The 18,496-nt window shown below is 60.1% G+C and carries 11 protein-coding genes and 2 pseudogenes; 4 read left to right on the top strand and 9 right to left on the bottom strand.

The window, feature by feature from the left end:
• The 3 genes from zapE to JFT80_RS09790 all read right to left on the bottom strand — a co-directional run.
• On the bottom strand, window positions 1-1,063 hold a 1,063-nt coding region (zapE, locus tag JFT80_RS09780; RefSeq protein WP_201147715.1), incomplete at its 3' end, for a cell division protein ZapE.
• Between the two features lie 91 nt (window positions 1,064-1,154).
• Window positions 1,155-2,510 carry a tryptophan--tRNA ligase gene (locus tag JFT80_RS09785; RefSeq protein ID WP_201147716.1) on the bottom strand — a complete coding sequence of 452 codons (1,356 nt, stop codon included), beginning with the start codon at window positions 2,508-2,510 and terminating at the stop codon, window positions 1,155-1,157.
• Between the two features lie 24 nt (window positions 2,511-2,534).
• On the bottom strand, window positions 2,535-3,164 hold the full coding sequence (locus tag JFT80_RS09790; RefSeq protein WP_201147740.1) for an alpha/beta hydrolase: 630 nt from the start codon (window positions 3,162-3,164) through the stop codon (window positions 2,535-2,537).
• A 144-nt stretch (window positions 3,165-3,308) separates the two neighbouring features.
• Between JFT80_RS09790 and JFT80_RS09795 the strand changes: the two genes are divergently transcribed.
• Window positions 3,309-3,743, top strand: coding sequence for a YhcB family protein (locus JFT80_RS09795; RefSeq protein ID WP_008086953.1), 435 nt, complete (start codon window positions 3,309-3,311; stop codon window positions 3,741-3,743).
• An 81-nt stretch (window positions 3,744-3,824) separates the two neighbouring features.
• Here JFT80_RS09795 and JFT80_RS09800 read toward each other — a convergent pair.
• The 3 genes and pseudogenes from JFT80_RS09800 to JFT80_RS09810 form a co-directional block, all read right to left on the bottom strand.
• A pseudogene (locus tag JFT80_RS09800) lies at window positions 3,825-4,554 on the bottom strand (OmpA family protein).
• 103 nt (window positions 4,555-4,657) lie between these two features.
• A complete protein-coding gene (locus JFT80_RS09805) occupies window positions 4,658-5,302 on the bottom strand; it encodes an MBL fold metallo-hydrolase (protein WP_122838774.1) in 645 nt (214 codons plus the stop codon).
• Between the two features lie 59 nt (window positions 5,303-5,361).
• Window positions 5,362-8,100: a LuxR C-terminal-related transcriptional regulator gene (locus JFT80_RS09810; protein ID WP_201147717.1), complete on the bottom strand. Its 2,739-nt coding sequence runs from the start codon at window positions 8,098-8,100 to the stop codon at window positions 5,362-5,364.
• Window positions 8,101-8,571: 471 nt separating this feature from the next.
• Here JFT80_RS09810 and JFT80_RS09815 point away from each other — a divergent pair, with 471 nt between their 5' ends.
• From JFT80_RS09815 to JFT80_RS09825, 3 genes are read left to right on the top strand one after another with little or no spacing between them, the layout of a single operon-like run.
• The gene (locus tag JFT80_RS09815; protein WP_201147718.1) at window positions 8,572-10,362 is read left to right on the top strand and encodes a hypothetical protein; all 1,791 of its coding nucleotides are present in this window, start codon (window positions 8,572-8,574) and stop codon (window positions 10,360-10,362) included.
• Window positions 10,341-12,563, top strand: a complete 2,223-nt coding sequence (locus JFT80_RS09820; protein WP_201147719.1) for a hypothetical protein — start codon at window positions 10,341-10,343, stop codon at window positions 12,561-12,563. The genes JFT80_RS09815 and JFT80_RS09820 overlap by 22 nt, the downstream gene beginning before the upstream one ends.
• Before the next feature lie 5 nt (window positions 12,564-12,568).
• A complete protein-coding gene (locus tag JFT80_RS09825) occupies window positions 12,569-13,306 on the top strand; it encodes a hypothetical protein (RefSeq protein WP_201147720.1) in 738 nt (245 codons plus the stop codon).
• 354 nt (window positions 13,307-13,660) lie between these two features.
• On the opposite strand, the pseudogene ltrA reads toward JFT80_RS09825, so the two are convergent.
• From ltrA to JFT80_RS09840, 3 genes and pseudogenes are all read right to left on the bottom strand, one after another.
• A pseudogene (ltrA, locus tag JFT80_RS09830) lies at window positions 13,661-14,688 on the bottom strand (group II intron reverse transcriptase/maturase); the annotation flags it as partial.
• A 485-nt stretch (window positions 14,689-15,173) separates the two neighbouring features.
• The gene (locus tag JFT80_RS09835) at window positions 15,174-16,538 is read right to left on the bottom strand and encodes a DUF1329 domain-containing protein (protein WP_201147721.1); all 1,365 of its coding nucleotides are present in this window, start codon (window positions 16,536-16,538) and stop codon (window positions 15,174-15,176) included.
• Between the two features lie 28 nt (window positions 16,539-16,566).
• Window positions 16,567-18,456: a DUF1302 domain-containing protein gene (locus JFT80_RS09840; RefSeq protein ID WP_201147722.1), complete on the bottom strand. Its 1,890-nt coding sequence runs from the start codon at window positions 18,454-18,456 to the stop codon at window positions 16,567-16,569.
• Window positions 18,457-18,496: the final 40 nt, after the last annotated feature.

Below are 18,496 nucleotides of genomic sequence, written 5' to 3' on the forward strand. Positions count from 1 at the left end.
GGGACTGCATTTCCAGCAGGCGGCTGAGGGTGCGCTGGAACTCGAAGTTCAGGCGACCGCCGGTGTAGAGGTCTTTGAGCTCGACTTCGGCGGAGATGATCAGCTTCACGTTACGGTCGTAGAATTCGTCGACCATGTTGATGAAGCGCCGGGCGATGTCGTCGGTGGTGACGCTCATCTGCTCGACGCCGCTGAGCAGCACGGCGTGGAAGATCTTGCCCAGTTCGATGTAGTCGTTCTGGCTGCGTGGGCCATCGCACAGTTCGCGGAAGTCGAACCAGGCCACGTCATCGCAAGTGCGCAGGGCACGGATTTCGCGGTTCTCGATCATCAACACGTCGTTCTCGACGGCTGCGGTGCATTCCGGCGTCAGGGCGCGGAAGCTCTTGCGCAGGCTTTCGTGTGACGCCTCGTCCAACGGGAAGTGGAACAGCTCCGCTTGCTCGAGGTGACGCAGACGGTAGTCGACGCCACTGTCGACGTTGACGATCTCGGTGTTCTGCTTGATCAGCGCGATGGCTGGCAGGAAGCGCGCGCGTTGCAGGCCGTCCTTGTACAGACCGTCAGGCACGATGTTCGACGTCGCGACCAGAGTCACGCCGTTCTTGAACAGCTCTTCCATCAAGGTGCCGAGAATCATCGCGTCGGTGATGTCGGAAACGAAGAACTCATCGAAGCAGATCACCCGCGATTCAGTCGCAAAACGCTTGGCGATGATGGTCAGCGGATTTTTCTCGCCGCCGAGGGTTTTCATCTCTTCGTGCACGCGCTTCATGAAGCGGTGGAAGTGGGTACGGGTCTTTTCCTTGAACGGCAGCGCTTCGAAGAAGGTGTCGACCAGGTAAGTCTTGCCGCGACCCACGCCGCCCCAGAAATACAGGCCCTTGACCGGCGTCTGATCTTTTTTGCCGAACAGCTTGCTCAGCAGACCCGGTTTGTTCTGATCGGCGGCGATCAGATCCTCGTACAGACGCTGCAGATGACGCACAGCAGTTTCCTGCGCGGCGTCATGGAAGAAGTCCGGGCGTTTCAGATCAGCTTGGTATCGTTCTAGGGGCGTCATAATTCGTTAGCAAGGCAACAAAAACGGGCCGTCACTGTAGCGACGGCCCGTCGGAATGGCAATCAGCCCTTGGTCGGACCGAGCCGTCGATTTATTCCTGAACCGGGGTCAGCGCGATCCGCAACGCATCAATGCCGGCATCGCGAGCGGCGCCGTCAGCGAACGTGGCGCTGTCGGCCACACACTCGCCTTCGAGCCAGACGCTGAAGCTCAGGTCTTCGCTGCGCACGTCCAGAGCCTGGCCCGCTTGCAACTGTTTGGTTACCTGACCTGCGGTTTTACCGTCAGCAAAGTTGCGCGACAGCAGCAACTGCTCACCATCAGCCGCCAGCAGGCGGAATCGGAAGCTGCCGTCGTCTTCGCGGAAGCTGACGAAGCGCGCGGCCTTGGTGGCTTTCTTTTTCGTGGTGGCAGCCACTTGAGTCTGGGCGACGAACGAGCGCAGACCGACCGCTTCACGCAGCTCGTTGAGGAACGGCGTGGCCACGGCACGGGCCTTCTTGGCGCCGATCTGCAGCATGTCTTCCAGGTCTGCCGGGCGTTCGATCAGTTGATGATAACGCTCGCGGGATTCACCCAGTTCGCTGTCCAGCAGCTGGAACAGACGGTTCTTCGCCTCGCCCCATCCCAGGCCCTGCAGCAGTTCACTGCGGAATTCGTCGGACTGCGCCGGGGTGGCGAAGGCCTGGAACAGCGTGAACAGGTGCGAGTTGTCCGGATCTTTCGCTTCGCCCGGTGCTCGGGAGTCGGTCACGATGCGCGAGATCGCGTCCTTCATTTCCTTGGCGCTGCTGAACAACGGGATGGTGTTGTCGTAGCTCTTCGACATCTTGCGACCGTCGAGGCCTGGCAGCGTAGCCACGCTCTCTTCGATCAGCGCTTCAGGCATGGTGAAGAACTCTTTGCCCTGACCGAACAGGTGGTTGAAGCGCTGGCCAATGTCGCGGGCCATTTCCACGTGCTGGATCTGGTCACGACCGACCGGCACTTTGTGTGCGTTGAACATCAGAATGTCCGCCGCCATCAGCACCGGGTAGCTGTAGAGGCCCATGGTGATGCCGGCATCCGGGTCTTCACCGGTTTCGACGTTCTTGTCTACCGAGGCCTTGTAGGCGTGGGCGCGGTTGAGCAGGCCCTTGGCGGCGACGCAGGTCAGCAGCCAGGTCAGCTCAGGGATTTCCGGGATGTCGGACTGGCGGTAAAAGGTCACGCGGTCGACATCGAGGCCACCGGCCAGCCAGGTCGCGGCGATTTCCAGACGCGAGCGCTGAATGCGCAGCGGGTCATCGCATTTGATCAGGGCGTGGTAGTCGGCCAGGAAGTAGAACGAATCGGCATTGCTGTCGCGACTGGCGAGGATCGCCGGGCGGATAGCACCGGCGTAGTTGCCCAAGTGCGGGGTGCCGGTGGTGGTGATGCCGGTGAGGATACGGGTACGGTTCGTCATGGGTAATCGCTTGTCAGACTGCAATCAATTCGAGAGACGCGGCAGGATCAGATCCTTGAGATCGGTCAGCTTGCCATGAAAAAAGTGTCCGCATTCTGCCACTTTCAGCAGCTCATGGGGGCGCTGGAGTTTTTCCGACCAGTCGTAGACCAGCTGCGGATCGATGACTTCGTCGGTTTCTGGCTGGATCACGGTGAGTTCGCCGTGTTGCGGCAGTTGGTCCTGCTCGCCAAGACGCATCACCGCCGGGGCGACCATGAACAGATGCTTGAGCTGCACACCCTGCGCTTCGAGACGGCCGCCGAGACTTGCCGCAACAAATCCGCCGAAGGAGAAACCGAACAGCGTCAGCGGCAGCTCCGGGTGTTTTTCCCGCAGCCACTGGGCGGCAGCCTGGGCATCGTCGACTTCACCGGTGCCCATGTCGTGCGAACCCTCGCTGGCGCCAACGCCGCGATAGTTGAAACGCAAGGTGATCAACCCCGCATCGCGCGCGGTGCGCTGCAGGGTCGAGACGACCTTGTTGAGCATGGTGCCGCCCTGCACCGGGTTCGGATGGCAGATCAGCGCGATGCCGCGCGGCTGCTCGTTGTCCAGGTACAAGCTTTCCAATTGACCCACCGGGCCTTCAATCACAACTGGGGTTTCACGCATCAGCAAGGAAGGAACTCCGTGACCTCGAATCGGGTCGACTCGTCTAGCAAATTGTCTGTGCCAATCTATTGCGAGTGAATCGCGGTATACAGCGCAGGTTCGAGCCGTTAACGTAAAGCAAAGCCGTTTATAGAGGAAGGACTCGTGGAACACTCGCTCTTAGTTTGGTTGTTACCGACTCTTGCCCTGGTTGTGGGTGTCGCCATTGGATTCCTGATCGCGCGCGTTGTGCCCAGCGCCGCACCGAGCCGCACGCAGCGTCAACTGGATGATATCCAGGAGCGTTTCGACAGCTACCAGAACGAAGTGGTCACTCACTTCAACAGCACCGCAACGCTGGTCAAGAAGCTGACCCAGAGCTACCAGGAAGTGCAGGATCATCTCGCCGAGGGTGCCAACCGTCTGGCCCTGGACGAGCAGACCCGTCAACGCCTGATCGCTGCCCTGCATGCTGACGCCGTACAGACCCCACGCGAACGCCTGACGCCTCCGCGCGATCAGGAGCCGCCACGTGACTACGCACCGAAAACCCCGAACGCGCCGGGCATGCTCGATGAGCATTACGGTCTGAAGAAGTAATCAGCCTTAGCGCCAAACAAAAAGCCCCCGGACAGTGATGTGTCCGGGGGCTTTTTTCACACCTGATATTCAGCCAAACGCTTATGGGTACTGCTGAACATTACCTTGCTGCTGACCACCATATTGCTGACCCGGGATCGCCTTCAGGTTGACCTCAACCCGACGGTTCTGCGCCCGGCCATTGACGTCACCGTTGCTGGCAATCGGGTTATCCGGGCCGGCGCCACGGGCTGTCAGGTTGGCACCACTGACACCCTGCGACGTCAGGTAGGTCGCCACACTCTGCGCACGACGCTGCGACAGGTCCATGTTGTGCTGACGGCTGCCAGTGCTGTCGGTGTAACCGACGATCTCGATCTGGTTCTGGTTGAACTCTTTCAGCGAGTTGGCCAGGTTGTTCAGCGGCTGATAGAAGCTCGATGCAATGTTCGCCGAGTCAGTCGCAAACGTGATGTTGCCCGGCATGATCAGCTTGATCTGATCGCCCTGACGCTGAACTTCCACGCCAGTGTTGGCCATGCTCGCACGCAGCTTCTTCTCCTGCTGATCAGCGTAATAACCGTAACCGGCAGCGGAAGCACCTACCACGGCGGCGCCGATCAGCGCGCCCTTGCCACGATTGTTGTGGTCAATGGCGGCGCCCGCCAGCGCCCCGGCCAAAGCGCCGAGGCCGCCGTACTTGGCGGTTTTGCTCATGCCCTGGGAACCGCTATCGGCCTGACCCTGGTTGTCATACGGGTTCGGCGAAGCGCAGCCGAGACAGCACGGCGATGGCAGTAGCGGCAATAATCAGACGAGGCGTGGTGAACATGAAGAGCTCCTACTTTTTGCATTCTGTGGTGCAACGGACTTAAGCATTGAACCTTTGCCGGCGTTGGATCATTTTGCGCGATAAAAATTCCGTCAGGCAGACATCAGGCGCGCACGAACGGGTTCTCCCGCATTTCGTCACCCAGTCGCGTGTCCGGTCCATGCCCGGTGATCACGGTCGCCTCTTCATCGAGGGTATACAGGCGCTGCTTGATCGACCGCACGATGGTGGCCTGATCCCCGCCCCATAAATCCGTGCGCCCTACCCCGCGACGAAACAGGGTGTCACCGGCGATGAGCAGCTTAGCGTCAGCAAACCAGAAGCTCATAGAGCCGGGTGTGTGACCGGGTGTGTGCAATGCCACGCCACAGCCGCAAGCCAGTTCTTCATCGTCGGCCAACCAGCGATCTGGCGGGGGTACCGGCGTGTAAGGCACGCCGAACATCTGGCATTGCATCTCCAGGTTGTCCCAGAGGAACTGGTCCTCCTTGTGCAGATGCAGGGTCGCCCCGGTTTTCTCTTTCATCTGACCGGAAGCCAGGAAGTGATCCAGGTGTGCGTGGGTGTGGATGATGCTCACCACCTTGAGCCCGAGGGCGTCGAGTCGCGCCATGATCAACTCAGGGTTGCCACCGGGATCGACGACGATGGCCTTTTTCGTGATCGGATCGCCGATGATCGTGCAGTTGCACTGCAACGGGCCGACGGGGAAGGTTTCGCGGATGAGCGCGGGGCTGGCAGCGACCATGGTGGTTCCTGAGAAGAATGGATGGCCTATTCTGGCACAGGCTGGCGGGCCCGACAGCGTCACCCCAATACCCCCAACTCCTTCGCCCGCGCCACCGCCTGAGTCCTGCGCTCTACCCCCAGCTTGCTGTTGATATGACTGGCATGCGTCTTCACCGTATGCAGCGAAATAAACAGCTGATCACTGATCTCCTGATTCGAGCACCCTTGGGCAATCAGCTTCAGGACGGCCAGTTCCCGGGCACTCAGTTGCTCGCAGGCGTGGGATGGCTCCGAGGCTATGCGCGGTGGTATGGCGGGCAGATGCTCTGCCAGGGCGGCGCAAACTGCGGTCCTGGCATTGTGCTGGAGTTGCTCGCGCAACCAGGCTGGATGTTTGCTCAGCAAGCCGTCGAAAGGTTGCACCACGCCACCAATCGCAGCATCGAGGGCCTGAGTGAGGCTTTGCCGGGCTTCAGGTTCGCGGTTGCTGGCCAGTAGCAGCTCGGTCTTCTGGGTCAGCACCATGACGCTGAGCATCTGCCGCCCGGTTTGCTGGCCGTTTTCCAGCAGTGCGTTCAACCGCCCCTCGGCCAGCATCAACTGGCCCTGGATGACCTCCAGCAAAGCCTGCTGCAATTCGATATGCAAGGGCAGTTGCGGATGAAATTCCGGCGGCGCAGCGGGGTTTTCGCCATTGTAGGTCTGGCTCAGACGCGCCAGCCAGGCTTCGGCCAGGTCGGTGCGGCCCTGGGCCAGCCATAGCTCGCATTTGACCAGGGTAATCATCGCCAGGTAATAAATCGGCGGCACGTCCCAGATATGCATCAGGCGCTCGGCTTCGGCGAGTTCGGCGAATGCCTTGGCAAACTCGCCGCTGCTGCCTTCGATTCGGGCAATCACGCAATGGCCGATCAACACGCTGATATCCCGGCAGGCTCGTGCTTCGCTGAGGCCAGCCTGCAGTCGAATGCGCGCAGCCTGTGGCTGCAGGCGCATGGCCAATAGAAATCCTTCGTATAACGTCAGGCGTGCGCGAACGGCATAGAGGCGTTGCGGCGACAGCCCTTGCAGGCGCTGCAGGCCCTGGCGCACCTCATCCAGCGCCCGCAGGATTTCCCCGCGGGCCTGGAGCACTCGGGCACGGTCGTAATGCGCCAGCGCCTCGAACAATGGATTACCCACCCGCTGTGCCAGCTCCAGGGAGTCGCGGTTCAACCCGCGTGCACGCCACAGGTCGCCGTCGGCGATGGCCAGGTTGGACAAGGTCGACAGGCACATCAAGCGTTGGCCATAGCGCTTGGACGGCAGGCTCTCCAGGGCTTCAGTGCAATACAGCAGGGTCAGTTCACGGTTGCCCCGTCCGCGGGCGATAATCCCGCTCAGGGCCAGCCACTGCGCCAGCATGGACTTTTGCGCCGTGGCCGAAGGGGCCGGCAGAAAGCGGCTCAGATGACTGGCCAGTTCTTCGGCAGCGTCCAGTTGGCAGGCCAGCCCCAGGGCCCAGCTGTACAGCACGATCAGGCGCGGCGTACTGATCAGCAGGCTGTCGGGCAAGTCCATCTTCCAGCGCAGCAACATGCCGACGTTCTGTTCGGCCAGCAGCTGCTCTTCGGACAGGTTCTGCACCAGATTCGCTGCGACGTCCAGGTGACCGGCACGCAACGCCTGTTCCACCGCTTCATCGAGTAGCCCCTGGGCGTTGAACCAGCGGCATGCGCGCAGGTGCAGGCTCGCTGCCGGCACGATGGCCTGGGCGGTGGGGCGGGTGCGCAGCAGATCGGAAAACAAATGGTGATAACGATACCAGTGACCCTGCTCGTCCAGGGGCACCAGGAACACCTGGTGAGCCAGCAGGAATCGCAGGATCTCTGCGCTGTCGTGAGCCTCGCGAACGGCGTCGCACAGTTCGCTGCAGAAGCGCTCCTGGGGGGCGGTGTCGTAGAGGAAGGCCTGCACTTCGGCGGGCAGGCAATCGATGACTTCCTCAAGCAGGTAATCGCGGATCAGCCCTTCCCCACCATGCAGGGACTGAGGCAACGCACCGTCACTGCCCGCTTCGGAGGCGGCCAGCAGCCAGAAACGCAGGCCAGCGACCCAGCCTTCGCTGCGCTCTATGAGGTTTTCCAGAGCTTCGCCGCGCAGTGAGGTGCTGTGGCGATCGAGCAGGGTCTGGGCTTCGTCGTGAGTCAGGCGCAAGTCCTGCTCGTGCAGTTCGAGCAATTGCCGGGACAGGCGCAGGCGCGCCAGATGCCAGTCCGGGCGCTGGCGGCTGGTCACCATCACCAGCAGGCCGTCAGGCAGATGATTGAGGAAAAATTGCAGGCAACGGTCGAGCACCGGCCCCTGGGCCAGGTGGTAGTCATCGAGCACCAGCAACAGTGGAGCGGTTGGCAGCAAGTGCACGGCCAGCTCATCGAGCAAGCCGTCCAGCCACTCCTCGAAAGCAAATGGCTGATGGCGCTGGCGCATTTTCAGCAGGCCAAGGGACTGGCTGCCAAGCTTGGGATAAAAATCCTGGAGACCTTCGAGCAGGCGTTCGAGAAACCGCCCGGGGTCGCTGTCTCGCGGGCTCAGCCCCAACCAGAGACTCTGCCAATACGCCGGCAGGCTCTGACAGAACTCCACCGCCAGCGAACTCTTGCCAAACCCGGCGGGGGCGCTGATCAGCAACAGCCGCCCACCGAGCCCGGCTTGCAGGCGCTCGCAAAGGCGTGGGCGCAACACGTATCCGTCAGGCAACGGCGGGCGAAAAAATCGCCCGTCCAATGCCGCGACGGCAACACTTGCGGGACCCGGAAGTGGGGACAGATCAGTCATGGCCGGCTCTTGTTCGAATTGCTGTTGGCGGCGTTGCAGATGTCCGCAGACTAGCCTTAAACGAACCGGTTATGAAGGTTGCTGCTACAAATGGCTACAAAAAGGTCGTAGGCGTGTGACTTCCCGCCCATGTGGCGTCATAGCGCACCAGGCCTGGGTTGCGTAGCGACCCGCGGACGATTCAGGCGGCTGGCACACTGGCGCACCCGACCAATGCGCGTTTTCTACAAGCTATTGATCGTCGAGCAAGCGATAACCCGCCGTGCTGCAGACTTGCAGCGCCTTGGGCGCGATCCGATTGCGGCTCCAGCACCTTTGGCAGCGGCTTGGACATCGCAATGAAACGCCAAGGCACTTAAATCCAATCAATGGAGAAGCGCCGCATGGGCATCCAGATCCCCCCAACTTGAGTCGCTCCACGTACGACATTCCCACGCCCCCCTAAACGGCAATACGCAGGCACGTCAAAGGTTGACGGCTGAGCTGCGCAATGTTTGCGGGGGCGCGATTTTGCCGACCAGGACCGAACCGGCCAAGGACCATAGCAAGGTCAAACGGGGACGCGGACATCTGGCGCTATTGGAAGGTGGCACTCCCCTGGAGCAGATACCCAAATGGCAGCCTGCGCGTGCGCACGTTTCGTTGGCTCCCGATCAGGCGCAATACTTGCGTGAGTTCGGCTTACAGGTTCCGGCACACCTGCTGCTACGCGGCGCGGCTCATTCACTGGACCCGTACCTGCCTTTGATGGCGCTGACCCGGTACTTGCGCAACTACTGGCAGACACCGACTAATGTGCAGACAGCCAGTGAAAACTGGCGAACGACTGGCTTACATCTTCGGCATGCATCCACGCCCAGCGAGTTTCTCGCGAGCCTCAATTCAGCCCTTGAGCGAGGATTGAGTCCGGTCGCGCTCCTGTACGGGCTGTACAGCCTGCCCGGCATGGCCGCACCGATGATACCGGTACATCTGTTGGCGGCCGTAATCGCTGGATATGGGCAGGATCGACTGTCCGAGTGGCTTTACCGGCATGTCGGTGCACCTTCGCTGGAGGTCCCGCGCACGCTGCAGGAGTTGGCCCGACTGTTGGGCAATTGCGCACGGCTCGGACTCTACACGCAGCCAGTGCTGAACTCGCTGAACGAGTGCTTCAATGCACCGGCCTCCGGGCCGCTGCGCCTCACCCATGCGAATACCCCTGAGGCCATTGCCGAAATACGGAACCAGTGGGAGAGGGACAAACATACGTTGGCTCATGGCGACGCCTCCCCAGGGGAGCCGAGGCTTGACCTGAGCCTGGTACAGGCGTGCAACCCGCAGACCGTTGCGACGCAGGTGCAGACGACCTCCGCCGGAGCAAGGCCCGGGAGCCTATTGAACGCGTTCCCCAGGACCATCAGCGGGGTCATCGGCTGGTTCTCGCAACGCATGCCCTACGCCGAGCGTGAGGCAGATGTGGAGATGCCGCTAGTCAATCCGGATTTATCTGTCGATCTGCCGGGCACGCCCTTCACTACCCCAATAGGCCAATATTTGCGCGTAATAGGCACCGGCCTGGGTTTTGGCGCCGTAGCCGGTGCCACCTGGAGCACAGCACAGATGCTGCGTACCACGACGACTGGAACCACAGGAGCACCAACGGAACATGCACTCGCACCAACTCTGAAGACGCCCTCGGCGATTCCCCCTGAACTCACACCCCATGAGCAAACCCTGTGGCAGGCATTAAAGCTGCACTCGCACTTGACTCCAGAAGGCACCCTGACCTCCACGCTGGAGGCGGTCATGCAAATGGTGGCCGACCCCGTGCTGGCGAACGATCGTCCCGCGCTGCAGGCCAAGGTCGGGGCGCTGCTGCATCAGGACCTTGGGCCCTTGCCAGCACAGGCACTGGATATCACGCATGCTCGGGCCCGACGTTCCCCGGTGATAGAGACGGCTGATGGACTACTGGTGCGCAACGTTATTGCGCTGGCCGATCAGACCCTCCACAGCCCCCAGCGGCAGGATGAAAAGCTGCTATTGCAAGCCCTGGCTGCGCAGTGGAACGCGACGCCAGCCTGGCACTGGCTGGGGCGCTCAAGTGCAGGGGAACAAGCGTTGTGGCTGAACTATGCGCAAGCCCGGCAGGAGCACAACGAACACCTGGCGACTCTAGCCGGGGAAACACCACTGCTCAGCGCTACGGGATCGCGGCTTGCGCATTTACAGGCGCAACGACCTGCCCTGAAAAAGCCTTGGCCAGCCTCTACGAAATAGAGCTGCAACAGGCGCTGCTGGAAAGCAAACTCAAGGGTTACCTGCGCGGCGCCGGCGAGCTCATAGCCGGATTGGAGGTGGTGACAGCGGCCGTTAACGGTGATCCGCTGGTGCAAGTCGGCAGCTTGCAACTATCAACCGGCAACGGCACCGATGCCCTCAAGCTGCCCCTGCCGCAGTTACAGGTGTTTGTCCGGCGCGATGCCCGGGGCCAGGAGGACGGCGCGGTGCTGTACCGTCCCGAAGAACGGCGAGTGCAGGCGTTCGGTACACGCCAGGAGATGTTCCAGCACCTGGATATGAAGCGCTTGTTGCAGTCACTGAACGCCGAGGTACAGTTGCCTGAGGCGAGGGCCTCCCTCACCGCCTTCGAACGATTGCCCGAACTGGCCCTGCGAGCCTCCGAAACCGGGCATCGCCCCACGCTGATGCGGTTCCTGGATGAACGCGCACGACTGCCAAGCGGCTGGACCGAGAAGGACCTGCAGGTGAGGTTTTACCCGGGGGCCAGTCTGCTGGAGAAGCTCGAACAGCGGGCCAGCGTACAACTGGACAGACAGGCGAGACGCCTGCAGGTTCTGGAGGCCAACCCTGAGATCGACCACGATATGGCCGCCGCGCAGGCTAGCGGACAGAAGATGGCGGACTTCATCGATGAATACCTGCCAACATTACGCACACTTACCCAGCGCAACGAAAGTGAAAAACTGACTAACGTCCTGCGCAATACCGGTGCCTTGGCCACTAATTCCACGCTCGATGCTGACGCCGTCTACATCCATTTCAACGACCAGACCATGAGCTGGACCGACTGGGTCATGGAAGGCTACCGCCAGCATGGCGACAATGTGTTAGCAAGCAGCAACAACTTCATCAAGGATGCGCGTCTGGAAACCGAAGATCCGACCGTGATGCAGACGCTAAATAGCCAAAGCTTCAAGCAGAGCGTGCAAAGTCATCTGCGCAACAACTACGCCGGTGACGCCTATATCAACCACCTGGAGCAGTGGCTCGATCCCGGCAGCGAATGCGGGCGGACCTTTCGCGAGCTGAGAACAAACTCGACCTTGCTGCAAATGCAGGCGTCCCTGACACAGGCCAAGGCCAATGGCGCAATCGACTCCGAGCACTTCGGGGCACTCAAAGTGCTAGTCGACGGCTTGCGCACCCGCACTGTCCAAGGCTGGGCAAGCCTGCAAGCGTTCCAGATCAACGGAAGGCGAATACCCGAGGTATTCGTGCTTTCGCTGCACCAACCCTCGGGGCTGCGGCGTGCCGATCCAGCGCTGCGCAGCGATTATCTCTTCCTGCCCCATGGCCCTTATGGCTCGGAACTGCTGAAACTGTCCGACTATCAGCGGTTGATGAAAACGCCGGGCTACTATGAGGATGTGCTGGCACGAACCCCGATAAAAGACAAACAAGTGGTCGACCAGGTCCTGCGCGGTCAGCATGATTACCGGTCACCCACGGCTTTTGTCCGGGATTTTACCGAAAACGTGAGTACTCAGTGGCTGCACGACAAGATCGACAATGCGCGGCAGGTCACGACCAGCCGTGCAGAAGCAGGGCTGGAACAACTGATCAAGGGCCTGCGCTTTGCCACGGGAGCGGTGTGCACGGTGGCTACTGCGGGGGTTGGCGCAATTCCCTGTACCGTCGGCACCCTGGGGTTGGTGGGCCATGACATGGTTGATGCGCTGAAACAACTGGATAGCGGCCACCCGGAAGGCGCGCTGACGCAATTAGCACTGCTGACACTGGATATGCTGGACGTAGTACCGGGGCTGCGCGCACTCAACCCGGCCAAGTTACTGCACTGGGTCGGCAAAGCCCACTTCAGTACGGCCAGTGAGGCCAGCGAGGCCCTGCAGACTCTGGTCCGGCAACGCGGCACAGCCTTTACTGCCAGCGGCCGGCTCAATGACGCCTTGGCGTGCCCCGACATCAGTCTGATACAGCTTTCGGAAATGACGTTGCGTCCAGGTAAAGCCCGAGCCGGCAATTTCTACCAGCACAATGGTCAACACTTTATCCGGGACCGATATCAGGGTCAGTGGAGAATGTTTGAGGTTTACTCGGACAATGGCTGGGCAACGGTGCGAGTGCGCGACCCGAACCGGCCCAATGGGCAAGGCGCGCCGGTACACTACCACGAGGGCCACTGGCGGGCCGATGAGGGGGACTATTGGGTGGAGTAGGCGGTTTGACAACGGTCGAACAAGATACTCACGGTCCAACGGAGACAGTCAGCGGCTGGCTTCAGCGCAGCTGGCTACACGAAGAGCCGATGCAACACGCCCCCACAAGGCCGGTTTCCAGCGAGTTTCTGACGCAACTTCAACAAGCGTATGATGAGTCGTTCCATACCAAGTTGCAGCTGCCTTTTGGATCGCCCGACCAGCGCCTGGACCAGCTGGGCAGTAAAGGCGAGGCATGGCAGCGACTAAAATTGATCTCCTCCCAGCGACTTATCAACATTCCCCAGGGCGAGTATCAGAAGATGGTCGACCATGTTCAAAGCATACTTTGGGTGCAGGCAGGAAATTGTGGTGAGAATGCTCAGGTTGCCTTCGTCAATCTGGCTCGCAACCCAGCCTTCGATAACAAATGGATCGCCTTGGTCAAGGCCAGGGGAGATCACGCCTATGTGATAATTACCGACCTGCCAAACGTCCCGCATAGCGCGGAACTTTCCACTGCCGTACTGCTGGAAAAAATAGACCCTAAGTCGACAATTGTCGTGGACACTTGGCCGGCACTTCCGATAGTGCACACGCTCGATGACAACACCTTTGGAATTGGATCAGTCAGTTGGGTCCGACCACCTTGTGTGGCACTGCCGCCACCGTCTGCATCGGCGAAGCAGGGCTTGGCATCCATTGACGATATTCGTAAATACCATGAAAAAAACGAGGTTACGAGCCGCCGGGCCAGAGTTTAGTGGACATGGCCAGACGTGATCCTCTCTTGAATAAGTACTATCTGCACATGGTGTCGGCAGCCAAATATCGACGCTTTAACGCCCCAGACGGCACGGCGTTCGATAACGACAAGATTCCAATTTGGTATGGGGAAAAGCTTAGGAACCAGAGAACAACAGCCGGGCAGATCAGCCTGACGCAAGCGTCTCAAGTGTTCTAACTTTGATAACGTGCTGGTGGTCGTCGCTGACACGTGCATTTAACGGTCAAGTAAAATCCAGTCTGTCTTTCTCAATCGGCATAGGGGACGGCCTTCATAGGCCGTTCCCCTGCCACACCACCCGGCATGCGGTTCCGCACCGGGCGGTTCGAGAGATTCGGTAGACAACTTGTTGCAAGCTGCGGCCACCTGAGCGCCGGGTAAACCAGCGGATGCACTGTTTGAAGCGCTGACGCGTTTTGACCGCTACTGCCCTTTGACGCCTTTTGGAGAAGCCCAAAACGCATACCCTAGAAACTTGCGACCAAATGCACTCGCCACCGCACTCTTGCTCTCGTTGACGCTCAAGTGCAGCTTTTCATACAGGCGCTTCAGCAAGGCCATCACCCGCTGACCAGCCTTACGGCTGCGAACATACACATTCGCATCGTCGGCATAGCGCACAAAGCGATGCCCCCTACGCTCAAGCTCTCGATCCACTTCGTCCAACAGCACATTCGCCAGCAACGGCGACAGCGGGCCGCCTTGCGGCGCCCCGCAGCGGCTTTTCTCGACCACTCCATTGATCAGCGTTCCCGCATCCAGGTAGACACGGATCAGCCGGATAACCGCCTGATCCGTGATCCGTTTGCGCAAACGATCCATCAAGATGTCGTGATCGACCTGGTCGAAAAACTTTTCCAGATCAACATCCACCACCACTTTTCGTCCTGAAGACACATGGCGCTGCGCCGCTAAAACGGCGTCCTGCGCGCAGCGTCCCGGGCGAAAGCCGTAGCTGTGTTCACTGAAAGTCGGATCGAGTAATGGCTGCAAGACTTGCAGCAGCGCTTGTTGGATCAAACGGTCAGTGACCGTTGGGATACCCAACTCGCGCTCACCACCGTCAGGCTTGGGAATGGCAACACGCCGTACCGGACTAGGCCGGTAGACGCCTGAAAGGAGTTGTTCGCGAATCGCCGCCCACTGGGTCAGCAGGTGTTCGGCGGTCTGTTCAATGTCCAGACCATCAATTCCTGCTGCGCCTTTGTTGGCCTTAACTCGTTTCCACGCCCGCTTCAGGTTTTCTCTCGCAAAGGCCCGCTCCAGCAGCCCTTGCCCTGCGTTGTTGGACTCATCTTGCGGGCGATTGACCTCGTCGCTGACGGAGCTTCTCACGGCTTCACCGCTCGCAGTCTCCATCCGCCCCGCGTTTGGCAGGCATCTGACTTCCGGTCTTTCGCATCAACATGGCCTATAACGCTTTCTCTCGTTCAGCCCTTCGTCAAAAAAAAGACTACTACGGCCTCTGCTGACTTCTCGCTCCGGCTAGCACCGTCGCCCTTTCAGGCACAAGGCGAGATCTCCCCAGGTAAGAACGCAATCCTTCACCACACAACCGCCGGATTTACGCAGCCTGATCCTTGACCACAAGAGCTTCGCGATTTTATGCCCGCTCGCCCTGATCGGCTCCGCCTTGTATCCGATTCTTGTACATCGGCTCATGGCTTCGATTCACGCTTCCTTCCCACACTCGGTCGCCCTTATGCAGTTGCGCTTCACTTCGTTCGCTGTGGCCAGCTTACGGCGGGACTTTCACCCCCAAGATTGCGCCCATGCTGGGCGCACATAAAAACGCCCCGAACCAGTCGGGGCGTTGTTTCGAGGATGCGGCCTCGGGTTACACCTTAGCGAATACCGTCCTGGCCCAGGTTGCCCGGCTGGAATTCACTTTTGCTGGCAGAGAAGCCGAAGTCATACGCCTGCTTCTCTTCGTTCTTCATACCCAGCGCCAGGTAGCGACCCGATTGCAGGTCGTACAAGGTTTCCAGGGCGTACCAAGGCACTTGCTTGTCGTAGTAGTTCTCGGCGTGGGCTTCCGCAACGCGCCACAGTTGATTACGACCGTCGTAGTGGTCGATCACCGCCGCCTGCCAGGTGTCTTCGTCGATGTAGAAGTCACGCTTGGCGTAGATATGGCGCTGACCTTCCTTCAGGGTTGCAACCACATGCCACACCCGGCGCAGCTCGTACCGCGTCAGGTCCTGGTTGATGTGGCCGGCCTTGATGATGTCGACGTACTTGAGCTTCGGATCGTCGAGCTTGTAGCTGTCGGAGGCGATGTACATCTCTTTCTTGCCTTCCAGTGCCCAGTCGTAGCGATCCGGTGCGCCGTTGTACATGTCCAGGTTGTCAGAGGTACGCAGGCCATCGGCGGCAGTACCCGGCCCGTCATAAGACACTTGCGGGGCGCGACGCACCCGACGCTGACCGGCGTTGTAGACCCAGGCCTTGCGCGGTTCCTTGACCTGATCGAGCGTCTCGTGAACCAGCAGCACGGTACCGGCCAGACGGGCCGGCGCGGTCACTTTCTGCTTGAAGTAGAACAGCACGTTGCCCGGATTTTTCGGGTCGTAGTCTTTCATCTTGTCGCGGAACACGAACTGATCCTGGAAATACACCAGGCTGAACGAGCCGTTGGTTTGCGGCGTTGCCTGGGTAACCAGGCGCGTCACGCTGCCACCGCGATAGCGGGTGATGTGGTTCCAGATGACTTCCAGACCGGTTTTGGGAATCGGGAACGGCACGGCCGTGTCGAAGTTTTCCAGACCGTTGCCGCCGGCGACCAGATTGGTCGTGGTGGCGTTCTTCTTGATCGCGGCAAACACGTCATCCGGCACGGTGGCACCGCGATGGGACGCGTAGACCGGCATCTTGAAGGTGTCCGGGTAGCGCTTGAACATCGCGTACTGGCCCGGCGCAAGCTTGTCCTTATATTTATCAACATTTTGCGCAGTGATGGTGAACAGCGGTTGCTCACTGCCGTAAGGATTGGACAGGAAGCCCTTGCTGTCGACGGTGCCGGCATTTTTCGGCAGCGGCTTCCAGGCCGGGATCGAGCCGTCGGCATTACCTGCCATCTCGGCGCCCATCGGGGTCAGGCTCTTGCCCAGCTTGTCGGCTTCAGCGGCGGGAACGGCCGCCATCACACTGGTCGCCAGCAGCGAAAGCCCCAGAACACCGGCGTGGAACAGACTCTTTGTTATTTTCATATGTGTGTTCGTCCTGAAAAAACTCTGCTTAGAAGTTCACGCCAACGCTGAGTGCCACGAAATCGCGGTCATCCACCGTGCTGAAGTCGCCACCAAAGAAGTTGGTGTAGTTCAGACTCGCTGTGTAGGTGTTCTGGTATTCGGCATCGACCCCGAGGCTGACTGCCTTGCGGCCTTCTTCGAAGTTGCCGCCGGGGCCCGGCGAGTAACCCTTGACGTCATGCGACCAGGCCACGTTCGGCTTGAGGTTGACCCCCGCGAACACGTCGCTGTAGTCCCAGATCGCACGCCCGCGATAACCCCACGAAGTCGCCGTGGTGAAACCGTCATTGTTGCAGTTGCTGCTGCGGTTGCTGGTAGATGCACCCGGCCCTGCACCGTTGATGGTGGAGGTGTTGAGAATCTGCGAGCAGGTGTCGAGGCCTCCGGTGGCCGGCAGTTCACCCGGGCCAAAAACCGGATCGCGGCCATAACGAGCATCGGATTTGCTTTCCAGTCCACCCACGTGGGTCACGCCGACTTCACCCACCAGGGTCAGACGGTTGGCGCCCATGACCTGATCGAAGAAGTGCGTCAGGGTGGTCTGGAACTGGGTGATTTCCTTACGGTTGTAACCGTGCAGGTCCTGCCCCGGAACACCGTTGAGGATCGAGGCATTGGTCAGCGCACCGCCCAACGGGCGAACACCGGCGAACAGGATGTCGGTGGAGTTCAGTTGTACCGGCGCGTTCGGCCGGTAGCTGACCTCACCGCTCCACGCCGTACCGGTAGGCAGGGTGGTGGAGAAGCTCAAGCCGTACAGGCGAATGTCTTCGGGGTATTCGATGAAATACTGCGAGTTGCCCGCCACCAGCAAAGGTGCCAGTGCAGCGAATGGACCCGGCAGGCCCGCGGCGGTGTTGTACACCGACTGCGGCGCACCCGTGGCGCTGAAGATCGGCGCGCGGCTGTGATAATTCATGAAGTAGGCACCGAACTCGGTCGCCAGCGGATCGAACATGTATTTGGTCGACACGCCCCACTGACCACTGTCACGCGCGTTGCGGTTCGGCGAACGGCGCACCAGCACGCCCTCTTCGTTGACGTCCACGCCCGCGTTGGCCAATGGGCCGAGCGCGATGCCTGGAATGGTCGAACGCTTGTTCAGCACCCGGAGATTATCGTCGCAACCGGTGGTCACGATGTCGGGTTGCGAGAAGAAGGTGCCGCAGTTATCGGTAACGGTCTTCTGCCAGTCGATCTGATAGAACGCTTCAGCCGAGAGGTTTTCGGTAATGCTCTGGGATACATAGAACATGTTGACCGGGATCAGGCCTTCCTTGATCTCGGCGCCTGGACGGCGGAACGCGGACACATCGATCGGGTTGATCGAGTTGATGCCGCCACCGATAAAGGTGCTTTCACCCCAGTTCACCACTTGCTTGCCCAGACGCACCGAACCCGGCTCATCGGCAATCGAATAGTTGTGGTACACGAAGGCGTCGAGGATCTGACCGCCAGAAGATCTGGCCGCTACGTCGCGATTGTGGTTGCTGACGTCCTTGTATTCGAGGTCGGCGTTCTGCAGCGCGAAGTCGTACCAGTATTTGCCCCGTACGAAGATACCGGTGTCGCCGTACTTCAGTTCGAGGTCATGGATGCCTTTGAAGATCTTCGAGAAGGCTTGCCCGCTCTTGAAGTTCAAGTGGCCGTCATCGGAGGTCTGGGACAGGCCCTTGCCGCCGTTGTTGACACCAATCAGGTCCTTGTTCGGCTGCTGGGTCGAAACACTCATGCCCAGGGAGAGCGAAGAGTCGAACTGGCCTTCGATTTCACCGACGTTGAAACTGACGCCGAATGCGGGCCCGGCGAGCGTAGAGGCAAGACTGACTGCCAGAGGCAATTTCGCCCGGCGCCAGAACTGGTTTACTGAGGTCATCGACGCTACTCCATGTGCATTATTGTTATGGCAGTGAGTA

Origin of the sequence: Pseudomonas sp. TH10 (genome assembly GCF_016651255.1) — a bacterium.
GTDB lineage: Bacteria > Pseudomonadota > Gammaproteobacteria > Pseudomonadales > Pseudomonadaceae > Aquipseudomonas.